Raw genomic sequence first — 24169 nt, 5'->3', positions numbered from 1 at the left:
CGATGATCGGGTATTGTATGCCGTTGATCTGGTAGTACGATGCGATGGAGCCGTTGGTCGCGGTGCTCAGGAATTGCGCGAGGTCGCTCGTGCCAAGACCGGATGCGAGCAGCCGGGTGCGATCGATCGCCACGTCGATTTCGGGCTGAGAATTGGTGACGTTCTTATCGGGATCTCCGACGCCGGGGATCTTCGCGATGGCGGCCATCACGCCGTCGGAAATGGTCAAGAGCTTGTTGATGTCCGGGCCGAAGATCTCGAGCTCGAGCGCGGTCTGGCCCTGCGAGATCTGGCGCTGGACGATATCGATCGTCTGCCCGCGCGCGATCGTGCCGATCATCGTCCGGTGCAGCGCGGCACTTTGGCCTGAGTGGTCGTGGTTCGCTCCGGCACCGTTGAGGCGTTGCCGCCAATCGCGGACAAAAGCGGCGGCGGCTGGGCCGCTCGTGCCGGGCTGCAGCGTGATCTGGAGACTCGCGCGATTCGTGATGGCCCGGGCATTTCCGCCGGTCTGCCCGATGGTCGCGCCCACGGCGACGACGCGCGGATCGTGCTGAAATGCCTCTTCAACGCTTCTGGAGATGCTATTCATCACGCTGAGAGCCGTGCCGTTCGGCGCCTGCAGATCGAACTGCACGAAACGCGAATCCGAAGCCGGGAAGATCTCGCTCGGCACGACACCGAGCTCGAGCACGACCACAGCGATCACGAACAAACCCGCCGCCACGCCGATCACTTGGCGCGGCCGGTCTAAACAGAAGGCGAGGACCGCGCGATACGCATTTTCAAACCGCTTATACGCGCGATCGAAGCGATCGGAAAACGACTGTCTCGGAACCGTCAGCGCACTCCCTTCGTCGACCGACTGGCGCCGGAGCAATTCACTCGAAAGCATCGGAACGGCGGTCACCGCGACGAGTAAAGATATGGCCACTGCACTCATCACGACGATGGCGAACGGTCCGAAGATGAGTCCCTGAAGTCCGGGGATCAGCAAGAGCGGGAAGAATACCGTGACGACCGTAGCGGACGATGCGACCACGGCGCCCATGATCTGCGTCGTCGCTCCTTCAGCGGCGTCGGACGGGGACATACCGGTCCGCAGGAACCGCGAGATATTCTCGATGACGACGACCGCGTCATCGACGATCAACCCCATCGCAAGCGCGATTGCGCCGAGAGTCATCACGTTGATCGTCTCATGATAAACGTACGAGACAAACGTCGCGCCCAGCACCGCAACCGGCAGGGATACGGCCACGATGACGGTGGCACGCCACGAGTGGAGGAAAAGCAGGATGATCACGACAGCCAGAATCGCGCCGTAGAGAGCGGTGTGCTCGAGCGAGGCCAGCGCCATGAGGATGAATTCCCGCTGATCGAGCATGGTGTGGAACTTCATGCTCGGGTAGCGCTGGCTGATGTCGTTGATCTTGTCGCTAAGGCCATTTGCAACCGCGACGACGTTGGCATCCGGCTGAGCGGTCACCGTGAGCAGCACGGATGGCGATCCGTTCACGCGCGAAAAAACCCGCTGCTCTTGGATCGAGTCTCGAACCTGAGCGACATCGCGGAGACGAATCGGCACGCCGTTCGCGACGGTGACGATCGTGTCGGCCACCTGGTCCGGCGATTTGTAAAGCGCGTTGGTGCGGATGCCGAATTCCTGCGGCCCGATCTGAATCACGCCCGCCGGAAGATCGACGTTTTCATTGCCGAGGCGCGTCATCAATGTGCCGAGAGTCAGTCCCAACGCGGCGAGACGGTGAACGTCGGGCTCCACCATGATCGCCCGCTGCGTGACGCCGGATACACCGATGCTGCCGACGCCTTGGACCGAAGCAAGTTCGTCGGACAGCTCATTGACGATGAGATCCGATAAGTCGCGCTGCGAACGCGTAGCGTCGCTGACCTGGAGCGAGAGGACGGCAGTCGCGTTGGGATCGGCCTTCGCGATCTGCGGTTCTTGAAGCGCGGGGTCGTTGGGCAGCGACGAGCGGATGCGGGCGACTTGCTGTTGGATGTCAACCGCGGCTGCATTGATGTCGGTCCCGAACAGGAACTGAACGCGGACCGAGGACTGACCCTGCGAGGACGTCGACTCGAGGATGTCAATGCCGGAGACTCTGCTCACGGCGTTCTCGATCGGCCGCGTCACCGTCGTCTCGATGGTTTCAGGAGACGCGTTGGGGTACGTGACATTGACGGAGATGACCGGCGGCGCAAATGTCGGCAGCAATGCGACCGCTAGGCGCGGTGCTGCGAAGAGCCCGAGGATCACGATCGCGGCCGACAACATCGCCACGGTGACGCGGCGCGTGACGGCGAAACGCGCGATAGACATATTCCAACCTACCGTTTCCGCGTCACAAGCTCCTGGACCGAATTCAGGCTTCGTTAATTGAGCATTAATCCTGACCTCGAATAATTTCCAGTTGACAAGGACGCGGCGCGACGCTACAATAACTAACAAATTAGTAGCTCGTCGGAGGTGCCTCATGGTGCGTCGCGCGGTACTGCTTTGCGCGCTGCTCGCGGTTACCACATCTACGATGCCTGCCGCAGCAGCCGACTCGCACATCGGCGCGCTGACGGTCCCGCAGACGACGGTCGCGCCGCCGATCGATGGAACGCTCGACAATCCTGCGTGGAAGAACGCCGCCGTCGCGCAACTCACGTACGATCTACGCGATCACGCCGCGGCGACCCAAGCGACGACCATCTATACGATGAGCGACGGCACATATCTCTATGTGGGAATCGACGCGAAGCAGAGCATTCCCGTGCGTACGACCGAACATACGAACGGCGTCGGCCTGGACACCGACGACGAAGTGCAGGTCGACCTCTGGCCGAACGGCACGCGCGGCTTCCGGTATAAGTTCACATCCACGGCGATCGGCACCCACTATCAATACTCCACCGAGAACAATTCGTTCGAGCCGGCCTGGTCGAGCGCCGGAAAGGTCGTGCCCGGCGGCTATGCGATCACCATGCGCATACCGCTCTCGGTGATGCACGGCACCGGTGCCGGCGATTGGCGCATCCAATTCATCCGCTACATGCCCGTGACGAACGATGCGTTCGTCTGGAGCTACGGTCCGGTGCAGAGCGACTTCAACGACGTCAATTATTCCGGATCGCTGGCAGGATTGCCGCGCCTCTCCGCGTTGCGAGAGCGGCCGCGCATCGGCGTCTACGGGCTCGGCGAAATCGCCTCGCGCCGCATCGGCGGGTCCACATCCCGCGCGGGCGCCGACATCTCCATTCCGATCCTTCCCGGCACTTCATTCGTCGGCACGATCCATCCGGACTATTCAAACGTCGAGACCGACCAGCAGACGATCGCGCCGACCGCCTTTCAACGTATCTTCAACGAAGTGAGGCCATTCTTCACGCAAGGCGGAAACTTCTATAGCTATCCCAATGGCGTCTGTTCCGGCTGCCCGGGGATCATCGAGTTCTATACGCCGAAGATCCCGACGCCGAGCGATGGCTACGCCGTGGAAGGTCAGCGCGGATTGTTCAGCTACGGCATGCTGCACGTGCTGAGCGTCGATCGCGACGACACGGCGGAAGCCCTCAACTATGTCACGCCCGATCAGCAAACGGCCGTGAATTTCCAAGGCAGCCTTGTTGATACGCCCACGCTTCACGATGCCGCAGACGGTGTGACCCTCACCCACAACAATTTGAAGAACTTCGAGCAATTCGCCCGCTTCGGGACCGATTCAGGCACGAACGTGTTGGATGATTCGCAAGCGAAACGCTACGAGGCCGGCACCGGCGTCTACTCGGCGGACGGTGCGAATGCGTTCGCGGTCTTGCGTCAGGTGGGAGCGTACTTCAATCCCGAGGATGGCATCGTGCAACATCCGGACATCGCCGGATACAATATCAACTTCTTCAAGCCGTTCAAGTATCCGACCACGGCGCGGTTCACCGAATTCGACGTGAGCGGAAACCTGGACCGGTATCACAACCACGCGGGCGCTCTCGACCAGACCGACAATAGCCTGGCGCTGTCGCTAGCGTCGCGAACCTTGATGAGTGCGCAGTTGACTACGGGGTCGTCGTACTTGCTCCTGCCCAACAATGTCTTCTCGCCGATCACGCAACAAGGCGGCACGATCGCATACAATAACAACAGTTCGATGCCCACCTTCGTCTCGTTCAACACCGGCCGCTTCGGACCGGGCCGGCTGAACTCGTGGACGCGCAGTTCGACGTTTCGAAACGGAACCCGGGGTGCGGTCACGTTGGAGTTCGACGACACGGATCAGTACCTGGATGCGGGCAGCAAGTCGACGGAATGGCTCGAGCGGTTCAGCTACTCGTATCAATCCGGCCCAAATCAGGCGCTAGCGCTCGGCATCCGCCGGATCATCGGCACGCCGCCGGTCCTTTTGAAGCCTTCGCCGGGAAGCACGCTCTCGTTTGAAGATGGATGGAATCTCTCCGCGGCATTTCATCAAAAAGTGCCCGGCGGCGAAGTCTACGTCGTGTACGGCGATGCGTCGGCGTTCTCGACGTCGCCCGCCTTCATCATCAAGTTCATCCGCTACATCGGAGCCGATAAAGGGACCTGACGTCCGACGCAAAACGACGCAGGCATGTCCTACGAACTGATCAATACGATCGCGTTGGTCGGCACGTTCCTCGTGATCGGCGCGACGGCGGTGGCAGCCGTGGTGCAGTTGCGTCACATGCGCGCGGCCACCGAACTGCAGGCGGTGCTCTCGGTCGAAAAAGAGTTCCGCAGCGACGAGATTCAAGAAGCATTGCGCTACGTCCAAAGCGATCTGCCTTTTAGGATGCGCGACGAAGCGTACCGCGGGGAGCTGGAGGCGATAGGCTTCGCCGACGCCCGCACGCATCTGGAGCTCAACGCGCTCAATTGGTTCAACGAGCTTGGCACGCTGCTCAAGAACAATATCGTGGCATCGGACCCGTTCATGGATATGTTCGGGCGTCTGATCGTCCACTACTGGGAACTTCTCGCACCGGTCATCGCGGTGATGCGCCGCAAACGCGGTGCCTCGCAATACCACAATTTCGAATACCTTGCGGTGTGTGCGCGCGCTTGGGTGGCGGAACATCCCGCCGGGCTATTTCCCGGTCGTGTCCAACGTGCCGCGCTCGCCGACCCCTGGCGAGACGACGACGCACGCCCGAAGCCCTGACGATCGTCCGTCGCGATATTATCGCGCGACGCATCAATGGGTATTTCGAATCAGCGGAGTGCGAAGGTATCGTCCGGACGCAAAGGCGAACGACGGTTGACTAAACCGTCCTATATAGAAGGAGAGCGCAATGCGTATTGCAAGCGGGTCTTTTCGTTGGATTTCTGCCGGTTCGATCGCCTTGCTTGCGGTCGCGTTGACCGTGCTTGGGGTCGGCAAAGCGCATGCGGCTCGCAATCTCGTGTCACCGGACAAGGCATGCTCCAACGGCACGTCGTGCTTCCACGTCGAGCAGCAGAGCACGGGCGAGGGCATCGTGTCGCAATCCATGGTGGGCAACGCCGTCGAAGCGCACAATCCGGGCGGCAACGGTGTATACTCGGAGACGCACAATCCCAGCTCGATGACCAAACATTGCTCGTACGGCGTCGTCGGCGTGGATCAGTCGCAAGATGGCGGCACGATGAATTTCGGCGTCTCTGGTAGGTCCTATCACGGCACGGGCCTGTTCGGCGAATCCGGCACCGGCATCGGAGTGAGCGGTGCGTCGAGGACCGCCGCCGCTCTCGCCGGCACGAGCGCCAGCTCCTCCGAAGCGGTACTGGATATCCAGGCGACCGGCACGGGACCGTTGATGTTCGCGAGAAACGCCGCGAACACCAAGGTCTTGAAATTGGACCAACAGGGAAATCTCACCATCGCAGGCGAGATCACGACGTCCGGCTCGTGCCACACCGGTTGCAGCTCGCCCGGCCATCAATTGATCTCGTATGCGCCGCGCGAGAGCTCGCCGACCATGGAAGACTTCGGCGAAGCACAGCTCATCGGCGGATCGGCCTACGTTCGGATAGACGGCGCGTTTGCAAACGCGATCGACCAGAAGAGCGACTATCTCGTGTTCATCACACCGGACGGAGATAGCAAGGGTCTATACGTGGCCACGAGATCGCCTGGCGGTTTTCAGGTTCGCGAGAGCGGCGGCGGCCGGTCGACGCTGGAATTCAGCTACCGTATCGTCGCCAAGCCTTACGGGCCGGCCGAAGCGCGGTTGCCGATGACCCAGGATCAGGTTGGGCGCTAATCGTTCATTGCTTCGGCGAACGCCCGGTCTTCACTCATGGTGCCGCCTTCGGCCATCGGGATACTCATCGCATCGCCTGAGAACGAGTCGGCGAGAGTCACGCGAAGCCGGTCGTAGGTGAAGTGTTCGCTCGTGTCGCGCTGCAGTCCGAGCTTGGCGAACTGACTGTCCACGAACCCAAGCAGCCGCGCGGCCCGCTCGGGCTTTCCGGAAGCGCACGCGACCGAGGCGAGATGCTGGATCGCGAGCGCTATGAGATCCGAGGCATGAAGTCCGTGAGCGATCTCCAGTCCCTCGCGCGCAAACACCCGGGCGTCTTCGATGCGGCCCAACGCGAGCGAATAGGCGGCCAAGTTGCACAGGGCGATGCACGCATTGGATGGGTGCCTACGTCTGAAATACTCGAGGGCTTCGAGGCCATAGTCCACCGCAGACTCGAAGTTGCCGTCCGCGAATTCCAACTCGGCCAGATTTGTGGCGATGCTGCCGTTGCGCGGATTCAGCATGCGCGCTTCCTCGAGCAGACGCCGCGCCGTTTCGCGCCGGTCGACGATCGTCTCGATGCTGCCGAGCGTGAGCAGCGCGGCGGCTACTTGCGCCGGCGCCCCGTGTGCGCGGTACAGTTCCAATCCTTCGGTCTGCGCCGCGGTCGCAGCCGCGTACTCGCCGATCGCTCGCCGCGCCTCTGCCTCGCTCGACAACGACGATGCCAAGCCCAGCACGTCGTCGACTCGGCGATACGCCGCGACGGCGGCGCTCACTTGCAAGACGCGGTCTTTGCCGTCGGGCAACACACGTGAGAGCGCCAGGAGCGTCGCTGCGGTCAAGCGGGGATCGGCCGGTTCGCTGCGCAGCGCGGCATTAAGCCACTGCCAACCCTCGAACCGAAGCGAGCGCGTCCATAATATTGAAAGACATGCGGCGGTCTCGCAGCCTGACGCGAGATCGTTCCCGTCGCTCAACGCCCACGTCAGCGACGCGCGAAAATTATCGGCTTCTTTATTGGCAAGCTCGTAGGCCTCGTCGCTTTTTCCTTGGCCGACGAACAATTCATCGACGCGGCGCGCAACGCCGAGATAGTACGTGCAATGAGCGCGCAGCCTCGCCGCAAGTTCGCCGTTGAGTTCGAGAGCTTCGCGGGCGTATTGCCGGGTCGACTCGAGAGACCGGTAGCGCATCGTCTCCGCATCGGTTTCGACCTGGACGAGCGACTTCTCGACCAAGGCCGACAACCGCTCGAGCACTTCCCATTCCGATGTTGAGGCATCGGCGCAGATCGCGACGGCGGCTTCCAGCGTCCAGCCGCTCGTGAACACGCCGAGGCTGCGGAACATCACGCGCTCCGGCTCCGTGAGGAGGTCGTAGCTCCAGTCGATGAGCGCGCGCATCGTCTGCTGGCGCGGCAGTGCCGAGCGGCTGCCGCCTGTGAGCAATCGGAATCGCTCATCGAGTTTTTCGGCCAACTGCCGGACGCTGAAGATCTTCAATCGCGGCGCGGCCAGTTCGATCGCGAGGGCGATGCCGTCCAACCGCCGGCAGACGTCCGCGACGATCTCTACATTCTCATCGGTGAGCCGGAACCGCGAATCGGACGCCAGCGCCCGATTCTCGAACAGCTCGATCGCGCCGTAGCGCCGGGCATCTTCGGCCTTGAGCCGCACGCCGAGAACCGGCACGGAAAGTGACGGCAGGACGTAGACGTGTTCGCCGCCTATATTGAGCCGCTCGCGGCTCGTCGCGAGTATCTTAAGACCCGCGCAATTGCGCAATAACGTGTCGGCGCTGCGCGCGGCTTCCGTGATGACGTGTTCGCAATTATCCAGCACCAGCATAAGCTTTCGCTGTGCGAGGTTATCGAGGACGGTCTCAAGGGGCGGCCGTTCGACGCTTTCACGAAGTCCGAGCGCAAGCGCGATCGCGCTCGCGATTGGGGTCTGCTCTTTGATCGGCGCGAGATCGACGAACCACGTGCCGTCCGGCATGTCGTCGAGGAGATCGGCTGCGACCTGCAGCGCGGTCCGGGTCTTGCCGATGCCCCCGGTGCCGATCACCGTGACGAGCCGGGCGCCGGTCAACAGCTTCTCGATCTCTCCAACGTCCTCGTCACGGCCGACGAAATTCGTCAACTGAAGCGGAAGATTGTTTGGCAACGAGTCGACCGAGCGCAGCGGCGGAAACAACTGCCGGAGCTTAGGCGCGACGACTTGATGGACTTGTTCCGGTTGCGCGAGATCGCGGAGACGGTGTTTGCCGAGGTCGCGCAACGAGTCGCGCAACTCCGGCGCGCCGCCCAACAGTCCGGCTGCCGCGCCCGACACAAGGATTTGCCCGCCGTGGGCGATGGCCATCAATCGCGCCACGCGGTTCACCGTTGTGCCGAAATAATCGCCGTCGCGTTCGTCGGCGAGTCCCGCGTGGATCGCCATGCGCACCGACAGGCCACCCGCCACCGGCCAGGGCTCGGCCTCTATGGCGAGCTGTGCATCGAGCGCCGCTGCGACCGCATCAGGTGCTGTCCGGAACGCCGCGCAAAACGCGTCGCCGATGGTTTTGAAGACGTGGCCCCGATGTGCGCGGATAGCGGCGCGCATGAGATCGTCGTGCCGGCGCAGCGCGTGCTGCATCGCGTCAGGTTGCTCATCCCAGCGCTTCGTGCTGCCTTCGATGTCCGAGAAGAGAAACGAAATGGTGCCGGACGGGTAAACCCCGGCCGGCTCTTCTCGAACGGATCGCGCGCTGTCGGACATCACGCGTGCGTGGTTCGGGAATCTGCTGTGGTCTTACTTCCCGAGCTTCTACGGCGCGATTTCGATCGCTCCGCGAATGACTGTGAGCGATTCAGGCGCAACGACGTACGTGCCGGCGCCGTCCATCCTCGTCGAGCGCTTCAGGCCTGAGTCGGGGCTTGGCAGATCCGCGGGTCCGTGTCCGGCCCACCCGTATTGCTCTCTGCCGAACGTCACCACGTCCACAGCGCCGGTGAAATTCGCGGGCGCCCCGCCCCTATTGAAATCGACGGTGACCGGCCGCGCGATGCCGTCCTTGTTCACGATGAGCACGGACCAAATTCCGTCAGGCCTTTTCAGAGCGTACGCCGTGAGCAGACGTTTGTTCTCACCAAGGCTGGTCGTGACGGGATGGACGCCGTGCGGCCGATCTCCTGGCAGGGCCCATTGTTGCGTCAGCAACTGCAGCGCGTAGTACGCCGCGCCCTTGGCGCGGACGTTGAAGCTGTCGTCGACGATGTACGGATTGTACACGCCCCACGTGCCGCATCGCCGGTTGAAATCCAGCGGCTCGGGCTCGCCTTGATAGTACGTCGCAACACGATGTATCGCGTCTACGTGTATGGCGACGATACCGTCTGCAGCGGCCGGCGCTGCCGAATATGAAATCGCAATAAGCAGAGCGACGATACCAAGGAGTATCGCGCACCGCGCACGGACGATCGTCGGAAATTCTTTCGCAGCCAGTTTCATGATCGGGCATCTCCACGGCGTCAATGCCGATTTCAGCGCCGAAGCCAATACGCCCAGGCTGATGTGGAACCTCTGCGTGAAGAAAAGTACGACATGCCTACTCATCCTTAGCAACAGTGTTTCAAGCGGCGCGCTCGTGCATTTTCGTCGCATCGTGCGGGTACTTAGACGAGTTGCGCGAACCAAACAAAATGGCCAAGCATCAAAATGGCGCCATGGGAAACGGAAAGGTTTCCGCGTCCAGACTCCGCGTGCCGGAGACGATCGCAAACGGTGTGCTCAAACGCGACACCACATTTGTGCGTTCGTCGCATTCATTGAGCACGCCCTTGGCGGGCCGACTTCGTGCGCTCGCATACGAAAAGCAAACCAGCGAGAGTTCGATCATCGAGTGCGCGCTTTGGCTGTTCTTCAAGAACGGATCCGACGCCAAGGTCCTGCGGTTGATGACTCGAGCTGAAATCGCGCCGCGTCGCCGCAGGGTCTGACAGCCCCCCGCCGGGACTGGACCGCTTCGTAGTGGGACGTACTACGTAATAATTTCGGATAACTTTCGTTTATTGGAAAGGCCAGGACAGGAATCGCCGAGCGCAGGCGTAGAAAGACTTTCGTCGCATCCCGGTAATTCAATACGCGGGGTGTTCTGGACCCATATTCCAGAGCGGCAAGGAAGCGTTAACATGCCAGACGAGGGACGTCAAATCACATCCGGAGTTACCAGTGACCAAACGAGCGAGATCGCTCGCGCGCCTCAGCCGGTGGACTACGCCGACCACGATGCAATGTCGGATCCCACGGCCACGCGCAGCAAGCTTTCGGTCAACGTGAGTCACGATATCTCCGAGCGCCTTCGTAGCCTGGCCTATACCCACCGGCTTAGCGAGAGTTCCATTGTTGAGGTCGCACTCACGATGTTCTTCGCCCGGGGCGATGACGAAGTGCTCGGTGTGATCCTCAAGCAACTTGGCGCGACTCTCCGCCGGAGGTAGCGGCCGAGGCTGGCGACCCGATGCCTTAAGGCAGGGCTGCGAGGCGAGATTCATGGCGTATCGGCAATAGAAGCGTCGAACGTCCAAAAGTTCGGATTGTCCTAGCGCCGCAACACCAGTGCTTCAGACGATTTTCAGGCGCTTCAAGAACGTTCAAAACGGCGCCCCCAAATGCGCGATTAAAGGCCTGCGCGACGTTCTTGGGATCGGATTCGGCCGGCAACGTTTTCATCCCGAGCGGTGCCACCAATACCGTCAAAGCATATGCGCCGCTATGCGGAAGACTTGTCGCAAGCTTTCACGACCAATTCGGCGTGCCGATGGACGCCATTCCCACCGGAGGCACGATCTACGTGCCAAGCGCAAACGGGGTCGCGGTGTGCAGTCTCAGCGGCTGCTCATCAAACCTCACCGACGCGTCGATCTTGCAAATAACGAGCGCCGGAGTAGACGCTGCAGGAAACGTCTGGGCGGCGAACTACAACCTTCGATTTGCTGTCGCCCTGGTCGTCTGGCCGCACGCTACGATGCCGGGCCGGGTCGTAAGCGGGTACGTCGACACGCTGAGCCCCGGCGATATTCTATTCGATAAGAACAACGTCTTGATCTCGGTGGCGTCGCCGTTTGCGACGGTAACCACATTCAATTGTAAGGCCAATTCCGCTTCATGCGCCAAGACCGGCTCTTTTCCGCTAAGAAGCGCGTCGAACTTCGGCGCGCTCAACGCGGCGAACACCGATTTTCAAGTGGCCGATCTCCGCCTCGACTCGATCGACGTGTACGCCTACCCCAGCATCGCGTACAAATACAGCTACGATCGAGGGTTCAGGCAAGGTTCCAGTCCGGCCGGCGTCACGCAAATAGGTGGATGATGATCCGAAAAATTTCGTCAGGCAAGTACAGGCTCTATTCAAAAAAGACCGATCCGAAGACGGGAAAGCGGCGAAACCTCGGTACGTTTACGACGCTTGAGAAGGCAAAAGAGCACGAGCGTGCGGTGCAGTTCTTCAAGCGCCAGTAACGCCCGGCGTCCCTAAGACCTGAACAAGGCTATGCCTCGTCACGCACTTCATCAAAGTCCAGTTCACGCTGGATCTTGCGGACGGTCGCGTCGTTGATCGCGCCTTCATCCCGGAGGCGGACGATCTCGCGGCTCTGCGCCTCGTTGAGTTCGTGCCGGATGCGCCGAGCGGCATCGGCGGTTTTAGACTGCTCGCTGGTCAGAGTATGGTCTCGTATCGCTTGGTGATGGGCTGTCGCCTGCTTGAGGTGAGCGCGAACGTCGCGGACCACATCGGCGTCGGCCCACGACTCGCGTGCGATCTTTTCCAGCGTCGCGCGGGCGGCTCGAGCCGCCTTGAGCCGCGCGAGCGACTCTTCGCGGTCCCCACTATCCGAGGTTAGCCTTAAGATCCGGATGAGCCACGGGAGCGTCAAGCCTTGCCCGACAAGCGTCGCCAGTATCACGGCGAATGTGAGGTAAAGGATGAGGTCGCGATGTGGGAACGGTGCGCCGTTCGCGATGGTCAAGGGCACAGCCAAAGCGGCCGCAAGCGATATGCCGCCTCGCAAGCCCGTCCAGGCGGCGACGGCGACGTTTTTCCACGATGGCTGGCCTTCTCCAGCTCGAATTTTGGGCGAGATGAGCGCGGGCAAATACGCAACCGGATACGCCCAAGCGATTCTGACCAAGATCACCGTGAGGCTTATCGCTGCAGCCATGCCCAAGAGCGCGGCTGGAGATTGTGCGCCGGAAAGCCCGACCAGTATCGGCCTCAGCTGCAGTCCGACGAGGATGAACAATAGTCCATTGATGAGGAACAACGTGATCTCTCTCATCGCGTTGATCTGCACGCGCGAGGTCGCCGTCGTTATCGAGTACGACTGACGCCCGAGGTACAAGCCCGCCGCGATAGCCGACAGAACCCCTGAGAGATGCAGCGCATCCGCCGGATAGTAGGCCGCGTAGCCGCTCAACAACGAAACGGTGTTCTGGAGCAGCGGGTCGTCGATGTGCCGGCGGATGATGCTCACGATCCAGCCGGCTGCGATCCCGATGGCGACGCCGCCCGCGGCATCGATGAACAGTTGCCAGATGCCTGCGGCCCACGAAAAAGTGCCGGTCACTGCGGCGACCAGCGCGACGTTGAAGATGACAAGCGACGTGGCGTCGTTGAACAGGGCTTCGGCTTTGATCAGCGTGATCAGACGGCGCGGCACGTGAAGTCGCGAGACGATCGCGATCGCTGCGGTTTCGTCGGTGGGGCCCACGATTGCCCCGAGCACCACAGCCGCAGCCCACGGAAGTCCGGGGATCAGCGCGTGCGCAACCAACGCGACCCCGGCTATCGTCGCGATGACCAAGAACACCGCGTTCAGCGTTATCAGCCGCAGCACCGGGCGGAAATCCCGGATCGATGAATTGAACGCTTCGTAGTAGAGCAACGGCGGCAAGAACAGAAGGAACACCACGTCAGGCTGCAGCGTGATGCGCGGCAAGCCGGGAATAAAGCCCAAGATCAGACCGCCGATCACGAGCAGTATCGGATACTCGACGTTGATGCGCTGCGCGACCCACGTCAGTGCCGCCACCACCACGAGCAATCCGAAAAGCGTTTCAATCGGTGACATTAGCTTCTCTCAACTTTGAGATAGCGCGGGGCGCCGATCGCATCGCGCTTACTCGTTAGTATTCTCAGAGATATCATCGCGCATGTGAGGGTACCTTCTACCGCTCGTCAAACTAGATGCAGTTGGACCATTTGTCGAAGTCGACTCACCCCGGCACTTCCGCAGCCTCAGGCGCGGCCGTACCGATCGGCTTTCCGCGAGCCATCGCGTACATTTCCCTGCTCATCGCGCTCGCCACTCTGAGCGGCTGGGCTTCGCACGTCTCATGGATGACCAAGCCCGGCGCAACTCCAGCAAAAGTCAACACGGCGATATGCCTCGCGCTCATGAGCATTGCGATCGTCATGCTCTCTCACGCTCCGTTGACGCGAAACGGCCGCAGGATAATATATGCACTGATGGCGGTGCCGTTCCTGATCGCCGTCGCAACATTAGTGGAATATATTTTTGGCCTTCAGCTGGGGCTGGACCAGGCGCTTGTTTCGGATCCTGGAGGCGGAGACTATCCCGGCCGCATGGGTCCCAACGCGGCGGTCGCGCTTATGATGCTCCAGATCGGCATCGTAAATGTCGCTCGCGGAGGCCAGTCTAAGGCCACGATCGGTCACCTTTTCGCCACCGCGGCTGCGATCATCGCGCTCGTCGGCATTATTGGGTACTTCTTTGATGCCGCCGAATTCTATAGGATAGAGTTCACAACGGCGATGTCGCCGGTCACGGCGGCTGTGATATTCTCTCTCTACGGAGCGCTGCTCTGGTCGTCGCAGGACCGCGGGTTCATGCGCGTCATCAACAGCGAAAACGCCGCCGGCTTTCTCGTCCGACGGCTGCTTCCGCCGGTCATCATCGTACCCGTCATGCTCGGCTGGCTGTGCTTGCTGATTCTATCACACGGCGTCGTCGACGACGTCGAAGCCGGTGTCTGTCTTCTCGTCACCGCAAACGTCATAACCCTCGGTGCGCTCGTCGCCGTGAATTCGCGAGTGCTCTACAGGGCAGACGCGGCACGGGAGTTACTCCAAGCGCAGCTCCGGGCGAACATGGCGGATATCGAACGTCAGATCGCCGAGCGCACCGAACAGCTCAGCGATACGGCTCGGCGTTTGGTGATCAGCGAAGACCGGCTCGCGCTTGCAGTCGAAGGGTCGCAGAACGGTATCCTAGACGTGGATATCGTGACCGGCGACGTGATTTGCTCGCCGCAATGGAGGGCGATGCTCGGTATAGCCAAGGACGAGCCGCTCGATTCACGGCGGGCGCTATGGGACCTGGGACATCCGGACGACCGCGAGCGCGTTATGGCGTTGGCCGAGGCGCACTACAATGGTCTCACGCCGAACCTCTCGACGGAAGTCCGGATGCGGCATAGCGACGGTTCGTATCGCTGGATGTTGACCCGGGGCCGGGCGGTCCGCGATGAATCGGGCAAGGCGATTCGAATCGTCATAACGCAGTCGGATATCACGGAAATAAAGTCGTTGCAGGAACGGCTCGAAAACGAGTCCACTCACGACTCCATGACGGGCCTGTACAACCGGCGGCATTTCGAGGAGCGGCTGGCCAGCACGGTGCACGCAGCGTTTCGCCACAAGCGTCCGCTGAGCGTCTGCATCTGTGACGTCGATGACTTCAAAAGCATCAACGACAACTACGGACATGCGACAGGCGATCGGGTCTTGCAGTCGCTAGCAGGCATTCTCCAAAGCGAAACTCGCGCGGGGGACGTGGTGGCGCGTTACGGCGGCGATGAATTTTGCATACTCTTCCCTGAAGTGAACGCCGCCCAAGCTTCCGTTTGCGCCGAGCGAATTCGGACGAGGCTAGAATCCACCCCATTTCACGCAGAATCGGGCGAACAATTCTGGGTCACGGCGAGCTTCGGGCTCGCGAACGTCTCGACCAAAGACGCCTCGCAATTCATCGGCGCCGCAGACAGGGAGCTGTACGTCGCAAAAGAGCACGGCCGCAACCGGCTGGCCGTGGCGCCTTAAAAGGAAAGGCCGGCTGCATGCGGGCAGCCGGCCGCCTCGGGATACGGGGCCGTCTCGCCCATGATGCCTCGCCACAATAGCCGATTGAACGGCCTGCTGTCGACCGCGTCCGGGATCCGGAAGTTCATGCCGCGGGTTTTCTGCGCCCACCAAGCGCCGCCGTGCACGTCGCGAACCGCCTTCGACTTCACTTGGACTTGGCTATTGCAGCGCGGCACCAGGTCTTGAGCCACAGGCGGCTGGCACAGATCGCCGGGCACGCCTCGTTGTCGCCGAGATGACTTATGCAGAGCAGATCCTCAATCGTGCGCAGCACGTTGTCGGCATTGAAGAACGTCGACAGCGCATGATTAGATGCCGCGCTACCCTCGCGTGGTAGATATCTGCGCGCGCAAAAGTTCGATCTCGGCGCGCAGCGCCTCGGCTTCGATGTGATCGTACGCGGCCGCCGCCCCGGCGGCTAGGCGATCGAGCGACGAGATCTCGTCCGTGTCGAGCGCTTCGCCGTTAGAGTGAGAGCCATAAAGCGCGATCGCGAACATCCTGTCGCGCACGAACACTGGGACCGCAAGCGCCGGTGCGCGGTCGCCGAGCGGAAGGTCGTGGCGTGGCCACCGGACATCGTCGAGCAGGAGCGGCGCGCGTTCGCCCTTGAGTTGCAGCACGATTTGTTCGCTCGCATCGAGCGTCTCCGCGCCGCCGTCCGGCCAGTTGAGCGCGGCCGCGCGCGCGAATCCAACGCCGTCGCGCGTACGGAAGAGCGCTGCCGACGCGAGCTTGAGCGCGTCAACCGGTTCTCCGACGAGCATTTCGTCGACCGCAGCGGCATTCGCCGCATGTGGCAATCCGGCTGCGGCGCGCATCAGCCGGCGAGCGGCAAGATATCGCTGCCAGAAGAGGACGCTGTCAATGAACTGGTCGACCCTGTGATGCAAGCCGTTCATCCAAAAGCCGAGCGCGAGCGCCGCGACGAGTTCGGCCGTCAGCGCAAGTCCTGTTTGGTCGAGAACTTTTCCGATGAACCAATCGATGAGCGTGAACACGCCGACCAGTATCGTGGTCAAGACGGCGTAGACCAGCGTCCGGCTGATGACGAAGCGTACGTCGATCACGCGGTGCTTGATGACCGCGTAGGCGACCGCGAGCGGCATGCAGACGGTGGTGGCCAATAGTACGGCGTGCACCCAATACGGTGCGAGAGGCACCAGCAGCAATGCATCCGCGCCGAATGCGAGAAGCGACGCGCCGGATCCGAAGATCACCCACTGTATCCGCGAGCGCTCCGCACCGCTCGCGACCCGATACGTGGTGACGAGCGCGACCACCGCGAGCAACGCGAGCGCGGACGTGAGGCCGAGCGCCACGGTATCCGCGAACGTGAAAGCGCCGAAGAACAACTTCTCCATGGCGCCATAGACGTCCATCGCCGCCAAAGGCACAAACAACGCAACACAGATCCGTTCAGCGACGGTCCGCCAGCCGAGCGTCACCCCAGACGGAAAGCGAAGGGCGAAGACGGCCACGCCGACGACACCCGCGGCAGCGAGCGCCGCATTTATCACGAATGCTACCGAAAGGACGACAAACGGCGTGCGCGCGACGAAGACGGCGAACGGCGCAGGATTGAACGCACAGCAGAAGAGGAAGAATCCCCACGTCATGGCGCTTGGCCGTATAAGCACGAGCGCGACGCCGACGATGACGTAGACGATGCCGGCCAATTCGCGCGCTAGTACGAGGGGACCGCGATAGGGAGGCTCGGGACTCTCCGCGGAGACGACGACCACGCGTCGGAGGCCGTTGCGAGTGAAACTGATCGTTGCCCGAGCGTGCGGCGTGGCAGAACCGCCGACGAGTGCGATCGCGCGCAAGTCTCTTTGGATGCCGCTCAAGTCGAGATGGTCGCCTGGTCTGACTCCGGCAGCGGCCGCGGATGACCCGGCGTTGACCTCGCTCACGGCGCCGGTCGAATCGAGCGAATAGCCGAATAGGTAGACTGGGTGGCCGATCGCTCGCGTCAAGTCTGGCAGCGTGATGCAAAGCGCATACGCCGCAAGGAGCACGGCAACGATCCGGCCGGCATTTCGCATGCTTTAACGCGGGTTCGCGCAGTTCAAACCGTAGTCATTGCGCGGCGAGCCGGGCGCCGGTCAGCCAGGAACCTCCGCCGGGAGCGGCGGCCGCGGAAGATCCTCGACGTGCGGGAGGTGCGCGTCGCCGTCGCGCGCTGCCGGTTTATCCGGCGGCGCGAGCCAGACGTAGATGGTCGGAATCAGCAACAAGGTGAGCACGAGAGAACTCACAACGCCGCCGATCACGACGGTGCCCAAACTCTGACGCGAACCGGAGCCGGCTTCGATGGCCACAGCAAGCGGGATGTTTCCCGCCACCACCGAGCAACTGGTCATGATGATGGGCCTGAACCGGGTAAAACAGCTCTCCTTGATCGCCGCAAGCTTCTCGTAGCCGCGTCCCCTCAGCGTGTTCGCATAGTCGACGAGCAGAATGCCGTTCTTGATCGATATGCCGATCAACAGGATCATGCCGATGAGCGAGAAGAGATTGAGCGTCTGATGCGTGAGGCTGAGCGCGCCCAAAGCGCCGATGGCGGCGACGGGAGCCGCGAAAATGATGATGAGCGGCGCCAAGTAGCTATTGTACAAGCAGACCATGAGCAAGTAAGCCAAGATGACGGACAGGATCATCGAGCTTCCCATGCCGTTGAGCGTTTGGTGCATCTGATCTTGTTGCCCAAGAGGCGCCGGGCGCACGGAGATATTCGGGGGCAGATGCAGCGACGGCAGCCGCCGCAGCAAACCACTATCTACTGCTGAAAGCGACGAGCTCGGCGCAAAATTCGCGTCGACGTGGATGACCGTGTTGCGGTCCGTTCTCGTGATCAGCGGGGCGGTTGGCGTGGACGAGAGCGTCGTGAAGTCGCCGAGGTGAACGATTGCGCCGTTCTGCGCGCGGATCGGTATCTCGCGCAGTAGATCGAGATTGGTCTGATCTGCGGACGGATAGATCACCTGTACCTGTTCGAGTCCAGCGGTGGTTTCGAATTGCGTGGCCACCGCGCCGCCGAAGGCGGCGCCCGCGGCTTGCGCCGCTTGCCCGATATCCACGTTCAAAGCTTGCGCTCGCCCCCGGTCGAATTGGATCGAGACTTCGGGACCGAGTTGCGTGCCCGTGCTGTTCACGGAAATCGCGCCTGGTACACTTCGGAGCAGGTTGAGGACCTTTTCGGCCGCGCTCGTGGGATCGCCGCCCGTGAGGTCGGAGACGATGAAGTCGATCGGTTGCGAGTTGCCGCCGCCGGTGCCCGTCGAAGGCACCGCCACCGACTGAGCATCGGGCACCGTCTTGTGCGCGAGTTGGCCTAACTGCTGCACCCAGTACGTGGTGGGATGTTTGCGGTCGTCCTTTAGGAAAATATTGATCTGCGCGACGTTGCTCTGCGTGACGTAACCGCCGAATGAAGCGGAATACGCCCCCGCCGTGGCCGCTTCGGCCGCGACGTCGGATAGTTTGTCGATCTCTCGTTCGAGCGCAAAGGCGCCGACTTTCACCTTTGAAACGGGAGTTCCGATCGGATACGTGAGCTGGACGAAGATCTGGCCGCGATCGCTAGCGGGGATGAACTCCTCGCCGACCGCGCCAAAGGGCACGAGCGACAATGCAGCGACAAAAGTCACGGCGCAGAAGACCGCGACCCCGACGCTGTGCTCCAGCGTCCAGGGAAGCACCCGGTGCGCGTACCACTCGCGCAGATCGTCGAATTTCCGGCCGAACAAGTCCACGATCTTCGGCGCATTCCACTCCGAGCGCAGCGCCCACAGTCCGGACAGAGTCGGCGTGACCGTGAACGAGATGAATAACGAAGTCAAGGTCGAGATCACGACCACGATGGCGAACTCTGCGATGTTGCGGCCGACTTGACCGCCGATGAACGCGATCGGGAGAAACACGACGACATCGACGAGCGTGATCACGATAGCCGCCGCGCCGATCTCAGTCCGCCCGTTGATGGCCGCCTCTTTCGGCGGCTCCTTCAAGAGCCGGAAGTGGCGCTCGATGTTCTCCAGCACGACGGTGGAATCGTCGACGAGTATTCCGATGACGAGCGACATGCCGAGCAGCGAGACCGTGTCGATCGTCAAGTGCATGAGTTTCATGGCCGTGATCGCGATGGCGAGCGAAGTGGGAATCGAGATGCAGATGACGATGGCGCTGCGCCAGGATCGGAGGAAGAAGACCATAGACAGGGCGGTCAAGAGGATCGCGTACATGAGCGTGTGCGTGACCGACGTGATCTGCTGCAGGGTGAACTTCGCCTGCGTATTGACCAGACTGAACTCGATCTGGGGGAATTGCCGCTTCAGCGCTCCGAGGTCGTCCAGGACGTTGTTGGCCGCATCGAGTTCGCTCGCGTCCGATGCTTTTTGCACCTGCATGAACAGCCCGGGCCGGCCGTTGATCTGCGCGAATTGCTGACGGGGCTCGTTGCCTGCGACGACATTGGCCACATCGGCCACGCGCACCACCGAATTGGCCGCCGTCCAGGGATTCACGGCTCCGGGAAGCGACGTCAGGCCCGACACGCCTCCGGTGGCGATGATCGGCAAGTCGCGGAGCATTTGGAGGTTCTGGATGTCACCCCGGATGTCGATTGTGGTCTGACGGTTCGGTTCGTAGGCGTAGCCGCCGGGCACGCGGGCATTGTCGGATGAAATGGTATTGATGACGTCGTTGAGCGTCAAGCCGGCGGCGGCCAGTTTCGTCGGATCGACTTCCACTTCATACGCAGGCGTGACGACGCCGCCCGGGTTCGCAAACGAGATGCCCGGCAGTTGCTCGATCTGCGGCGCGATCACGCTCTGCGCGTACAGCGAGAGTTGACTGATCGAAAGTTTGTCGGAGAACAACCCGAGCGACACCACCGTCGATTCCGTAGGATTTCGCACATTGACGGTGGGCGGCGAGATGTTCGTCGGCAGCTGCTTCGAAGCCGACTGAACCGCCTTTTGCGTCAGCGCGAGATCGGTGGCGGTGTCGGATTCGATCGTGAACAGCGCCGAGATGCTCGCCTGACCTTGCTGCACGGTGGCGCTGATCGATTGCAGGTCGGGAGTTCCTGCGAGATTCTGTTCGATCGGCTGGACGATGTTGTCGCGCATTTCCGTCACGGACGCGCCATTGTATCCCACGTTGACGGTTATCGTGGGCTGACTCACGCTTGGGAACAATTCCTTGACGATCGTCATGGTCGACAGGATTCCCGCGAACAGCATCAGCGCCACGAGGACGAAGACGAGGGTAGGCCGGTTGATGAAAAGTCGAGTGAGACTCAATGTATCGATACCTTTTCGCCGTCGCCGACGCTCGTCTGACCGTCGCTCACGATCAGGGTGCCGCTCTGCACGCCGGTGACGATCGATGTGGAGCCGCTATTGGCGATCTCCACGACGTGAATCGTCTTGACCGTGTGGTCGGGCGTCACGATGTCGATCGTGCCGTGATTGTCGTCGGTGAACGAGGTCGTCGGGATGCGAACGCCGCTGACGACCGGCAACGCTACTTGTCCTTGAACGGCCATCCCGGGACGAAGCGTGCCGCTCGTGTTCTTCAACAGAACTTTGACTTCGAAGTCGGTCGAGCCGGGAACGATCTGATTCAGGACGCCCACAACCGTCCCCGTGAGCTTGGGATCGGTGCCGGTATCTGCGGTGGCCACGATCGCCTTCGCACCCGCGGCGATTTCGGCGACCTGGGAGCCGGACCCGTGCAGGACCGCGAAGACGGGCGAGATCTGCTGCACGGTGAAGATCTGCCGGGTGCCCGGGTATTCACCGGGATTCAGATTCCGGTTCACGACCACGCCGTCGATCGGCGACACGATGGTCGCTTTGGCGATCGAAACGCGGACCTGCGCTGCCTGCGCGAGCGCCACAGCTTCTTGCGCGGCCGATTGCTGAACGCTCGACGCCTGCAAGCCGGGTGAATCCAACGACCCGTTCGCCTGCACCGTCGTTTTGGCGTTCGCGAGCGCCGACTGAGCGGCGCGCAGAGTAGACTGATCGTTCTGGACGGTGGTCTGCTGCGCTTGCACTATTTGTTGAGAGATGTAACCGCTCGCCAACAGCGATTGATCGCGCGTGAGATCGCGCTGGTCCCGATCGAGGTCGGCCTGCGCCTGCTGCACGCCGGCCTGCGCGGCCCGCACAGAGTCGACGCCCTGTGAAATGGCCATCGAACCTTGGTACGTCGTTCGCGCCGTGTTGGCATGGTTGCCGTTGGCTGTCGCGACATCTGCCGCCAACTGGGCGTCGAGGTCAGCGGTGTCGAGCTGCGCAAGGAGCTGGCCACGCGTGACGCCGTCGCCTTCTTGCACGTAGACAGCGTCGGCCGGCTCGGTCAACGTGGACTGAATAGCGACGTTTTCGTACGGAGCGATGATGCCGGCCAGCTGCTCCACCGGATGGATCGATCCGGTCTGCGCGGCGATGGTCTTGACGTATGGCGGGGGCGGGGCGGCCTGCTGATGGGAGGCACATCCGGCGCCGGCGATCACCGCGGCTGCGGCGAAAGCGGCGGCGAAACGCCGGACGTATGCTTCATTCACTATTTCCATCATTTCGCTCTGCTTCTGCCCATACCCCACGTAGAAATGCTTAGGAAAGCCTGGGAATTGCCGCGCGAAGGCGCGCGATTACTAGGCAAGAGTAGATGAAAAGGGTGGCCGGACTTAGGGAACGCGCGTGAACAGAACCGGAACGTTCGAGTGTCGAAGCACCGCTTCCGCGACGCTGCCCAGGAGGACACGCTGAATACCGCCGCGTCCGTGACTGCCGATCACGATCAGATCGGCGGCGTTTTGTTTTGCGGCTTCCAGAATCGTCTCTGAGCTGTTCCCTTCGTCGAGCAGGGCAACGGCATCGACCGCGCCTTGGCGAGCCGCCGCCTCAGCTCGATGAAGGGACTCCTTCCCAAACGCAAGTTCAGCATCGAGAGCAGCCGACGGATCGGCGCACATCGCCGTGGTCGACACCATAGCTGAGATCTTCGCGACTTCGGATACATGCAAGAAGATGAGCTTCGCGTGCTGATCGGCCGCGAGCCGAATCGCAAGTGCGACCGCGGCGTCCGAGGGCTCCGAACCGTCGACGGGTACGAGGATTTTTTTGAACAGGGACATCGCTACCGCTTCGGACGCTCCGTTTTCTTGTCGTCGCCTACGGGCTTTGGCTGCGACTTCTCACGCCGCACGTTTGCAACGCGCTGGCCAGCCATCCGCCCGGAGCTTTCGCGTTGGCTTTCGCCGTGCGCCGTGAGGTGACCGCGCGGCGGCTCTCCCGCTTTTCGCGCCCGGTTCGTTTTCTTCGGCATGACGTACCTCCGCTACTGACCGGTATCGCGAGTGTCCGACACCCGCTGGAAATTGCCGATCGTGGTCACGTTCGTCACCGACGAAGCGCCGGACCGGCTCGCGTGCATGACGATGCGTCCGGAGACGGGCGCGAGCGTCGCGGGTTTGTATCGCACGTCGATGGTGACGACCGTGTCGATCAGCGAAACGCTCTTGCTCTTGACCGTGCTCTGTTCGTGGATACTGGCGATCGCGCCCTCGATGTCACCGACCGAGTACGTCGTGTCGATGTCCGCAGTCGCCCCTTTCGAGGTGCGGGTCCATGCCACGCCTGAGTTCGCCGGTTGTCCTGCCATCACCGATGGTCCGAAATATTCTAAGATCGCGCGCGTGCACTCATTCATCTGGCCATCGGTGAAATTCACGGATCCGTCGGCTCCGACGTTACCGAGATATGTGGCGGACGGCGTGGCGTTGGTCCATTGCTCCTTGACGCGGATGCCGAGCGCATCGCCGGCGATCTGCATGACATCGACTGTCACCGTGCCGCTATCGGTCGCATCGCTGTTGGCTTGAGCGAAGGGCGGCGCTTGGCCCGCTTGCACGCCTGCAGAGCTGTCGTTCAATACGGATCCGCCGTACGTTTCGTTTGAGACTTCGAGCCTGCGCGTGAATGTGACTTTGTAGACGACTTCCCGAAGCGGCGCGGCTGCCGCGGGCGCAGGAGCGTTCGATGTGGCCGCCGCCTGCGCCGAAGGTGCGTCGCCCGAGAGCGCAAGCGCTGCCACAAGAGCGATGATCATGATTGCCTCCTTGGATTATTGCTTACGGATCCTTTGAGTCGCTGACCCGCTGAAAATGGAGATTGTGCGTGACAGTCTTATCCTCCGCTCCATTGGAGCTCCTGGTCCTAATCGTGAAATCGCCGGAGATGGGTACGAGCCGAGCCGGGCGATAGACGATTGTGTCGGTTTCGGTTGACGGAAACATACCCATGCCGGATCCGGTCATCGTTCCGTTGACGGTGATCGTGACATCGGCGCCGTCGATCTTCGTGACCGTATAGCGGTGTTCGTAGTGCACTTTGTCAGCATCGGCAGAAAGAGTCCAGGTGGTCCCGAGCGTCATGTCGTGCGACGCGACGAATCCCGACGCGACGTAGGGCAGAACCGTCTCCATGACGGCGCCGTACGTTCCCGATACGAGGCTCAACGTGCCGTCCGATGCGAGGTACCCGATGACCGCGAATGGTTTGCCGCCAAGCGAATTCCACGCCTCGGACGCGCGCACTTCCAAGATGTCGCCTTGCATGACTTGCAGCACGTCTATCGTGAGGGTGCCTTGGTCCCACCCGGAGTTCGAGCCGGTGTCCGTGCCGCCGTAGTCGCTGGCGGTGCCGCTCGACGAATCGGTCTGCGCGATCTTGTAGATGATTTCGCGAAGCGGGCC

Annotated in this window: 20 protein-coding genes; 8 read left to right on the top strand and 12 right to left on the bottom strand. The window is 61.7% G+C overall.

Annotated elements, in window-relative coordinates; all coding sequences use genetic code 11:
• A partial coding sequence (locus tag VII69_08515) for an efflux RND transporter permease subunit (protein ID HEY5095141.1) occupies window positions 1-2344 on the bottom strand: 2344 nt, incomplete at its 3' end.
• Window positions 2345-2498: 154 nt separating this feature from the next.
• Between VII69_08515 and VII69_08510 the strand changes: the two genes are divergently transcribed.
• From VII69_08510 to VII69_08500, 3 genes are all read left to right on the top strand, one after another.
• Window positions 2499-4589 (top strand): sugar-binding protein, encoded by a 2091-nt coding sequence (locus tag VII69_08510; GenBank protein HEY5095140.1) that lies wholly within the window; start codon window positions 2499-2501, stop codon window positions 4587-4589.
• Window positions 4590-4613: 24 nt separating this feature from the next.
• Window positions 4614-5183, top strand: coding sequence for a hypothetical protein (locus VII69_08505; protein HEY5095139.1), 570 nt, complete (start codon window positions 4614-4616; stop codon window positions 5181-5183).
• Window positions 5184-5313: 130 nt separating this feature from the next.
• Window positions 5314-6264 (top strand): hypothetical protein, encoded by a 951-nt coding sequence (locus tag VII69_08500; protein HEY5095138.1) that lies wholly within the window; start codon window positions 5314-5316, stop codon window positions 6262-6264.
• Here the strand turns inward: VII69_08500 and VII69_08495 are convergent.
• Both VII69_08495 and VII69_08490 read right to left on the bottom strand, forming a co-directional pair.
• Complete coding sequence (locus tag VII69_08495; GenBank protein ID HEY5095137.1) at window positions 6261-9011, bottom strand: adenylate/guanylate cyclase domain-containing protein; 2751 nt, start codon at window positions 9009-9011, stop codon at window positions 6261-6263. The genes VII69_08500 and VII69_08495 overlap by 4 nt on opposite strands.
• A 48-nt stretch (window positions 9012-9059) precedes the next feature.
• The gene (locus VII69_08490; protein HEY5095136.1) at window positions 9060-9743 is read right to left on the bottom strand and encodes a hypothetical protein; all 684 of its coding nucleotides are present in this window, start codon (window positions 9741-9743) and stop codon (window positions 9060-9062) included.
• Window positions 9744-9934: 191 nt separating this feature from the next.
• On the opposite strand from VII69_08490, the gene VII69_08485 reads away from it, so the two are divergent.
• The 4 genes from VII69_08485 to VII69_08470 all read left to right on the top strand — a co-directional run bounded on the left by VII69_08485 (window position 9935) and on the right by VII69_08470 (window position 11753).
• Window positions 9935-10231, top strand: a complete 297-nt coding sequence (locus VII69_08485) for a hypothetical protein (protein HEY5095135.1) — start codon at window positions 9935-9937, stop codon at window positions 10229-10231.
• Window positions 10232-10423: 192 nt separating this feature from the next.
• Window positions 10424-10732 (top strand): hypothetical protein, encoded by a 309-nt coding sequence (locus VII69_08480; protein HEY5095134.1) that lies wholly within the window; start codon window positions 10424-10426, stop codon window positions 10730-10732.
• A 200-nt stretch (window positions 10733-10932) separates the two neighbouring features.
• Entirely contained in the window at window positions 10933-11604 is a 672-nt protein-coding gene (locus VII69_08475) for a hypothetical protein (GenBank protein HEY5095133.1), read from the top strand.
• Window positions 11601-11753 carry a hypothetical protein gene (locus VII69_08470; protein ID HEY5095132.1) on the top strand — a complete coding sequence of 51 codons (153 nt, stop codon included), beginning with the start codon at window positions 11601-11603 and terminating at the stop codon, window positions 11751-11753. The genes VII69_08475 and VII69_08470 overlap by 4 nt, the downstream gene beginning before the upstream one ends.
• A 29-nt stretch (window positions 11754-11782) precedes the next feature.
• Here VII69_08470 and VII69_08465 read toward each other — a convergent pair whose 3' ends face one another.
• On the bottom strand, window positions 11783-13363 hold the full coding sequence (locus VII69_08465; protein HEY5095131.1) for a Na+/H+ antiporter: 1581 nt from the start codon (window positions 13361-13363) through the stop codon (window positions 11783-11785).
• A gap of 122 nt (window positions 13364-13485) precedes the next feature.
• On the opposite strand from VII69_08465, the gene VII69_08460 reads away from it, so the two are divergent.
• Window positions 13486-15354, top strand: coding sequence for a sensor domain-containing diguanylate cyclase (locus VII69_08460; GenBank protein ID HEY5095130.1), 1869 nt, complete (start codon window positions 13486-13488; stop codon window positions 15352-15354).
• Here VII69_08460 and VII69_08455 read toward each other — a convergent pair.
• From VII69_08455 to VII69_08420, 8 genes are all read right to left on the bottom strand, one after another.
• Window positions 15351-15614, bottom strand: coding sequence for a hypothetical protein (locus VII69_08455; protein ID HEY5095129.1), 264 nt, complete (start codon window positions 15612-15614; stop codon window positions 15351-15353). The two genes, VII69_08460 and VII69_08455, sit on opposite strands and share 4 nt — an antisense overlap.
• A gap of 102 nt (window positions 15615-15716) precedes the next feature.
• A complete protein-coding gene (locus VII69_08450) occupies window positions 15717-17444 on the bottom strand; it encodes a hypothetical protein (GenBank protein HEY5095128.1) in 1728 nt (575 codons plus the stop codon).
• Between the two features lie 60 nt (window positions 17445-17504).
• Entirely contained in the window at window positions 17505-20705 is a 3201-nt protein-coding gene (locus VII69_08445; GenBank protein ID HEY5095127.1) for an efflux RND transporter permease subunit, read from the bottom strand.
• Complete coding sequence (locus tag VII69_08440) at window positions 20702-21976, bottom strand: efflux RND transporter periplasmic adaptor subunit (protein ID HEY5095126.1); 1275 nt, start codon at window positions 21974-21976, stop codon at window positions 20702-20704. Before VII69_08440 ends, VII69_08445 begins: the two co-directional genes overlap by 4 nt.
• A 123-nt stretch (window positions 21977-22099) precedes the next feature.
• On the bottom strand, window positions 22100-22549 hold the full coding sequence (locus tag VII69_08435) for a universal stress protein (GenBank protein ID HEY5095125.1): 450 nt from the start codon (window positions 22547-22549) through the stop codon (window positions 22100-22102).
• A 2-nt stretch (window positions 22550-22551) separates the two neighbouring features.
• Window positions 22552-22740 carry a hypothetical protein gene (locus VII69_08430; protein HEY5095124.1) on the bottom strand — a complete coding sequence of 63 codons (189 nt, stop codon included), beginning with the start codon at window positions 22738-22740 and terminating at the stop codon, window positions 22552-22554.
• Window positions 22741-22752: 12 nt separating this feature from the next.
• The gene (locus tag VII69_08425; protein HEY5095123.1) at window positions 22753-23523 is read right to left on the bottom strand and encodes a hypothetical protein; all 771 of its coding nucleotides are present in this window, start codon (window positions 23521-23523) and stop codon (window positions 22753-22755) included.
• 22 nt (window positions 23524-23545) lie between these two features.
• Window positions 23546-24169, bottom strand: a 624-nt coding sequence (locus tag VII69_08420; GenBank protein HEY5095122.1) for a hypothetical protein, incomplete at its 5' end; no start/stop codon positions are given.

The organism is Candidatus Eremiobacteraceae bacterium (assembly GCA_036511855.1).
In the GTDB taxonomy this organism is placed as follows: domain Bacteria; phylum Vulcanimicrobiota; class Vulcanimicrobiia; order Eremiobacterales; family Eremiobacteraceae; genus JABCYQ01.
The sequence above is the reverse complement of the archived record's forward strand: the minus strand, read 5'-3'. Positions and strand labels throughout refer to the sequence as shown.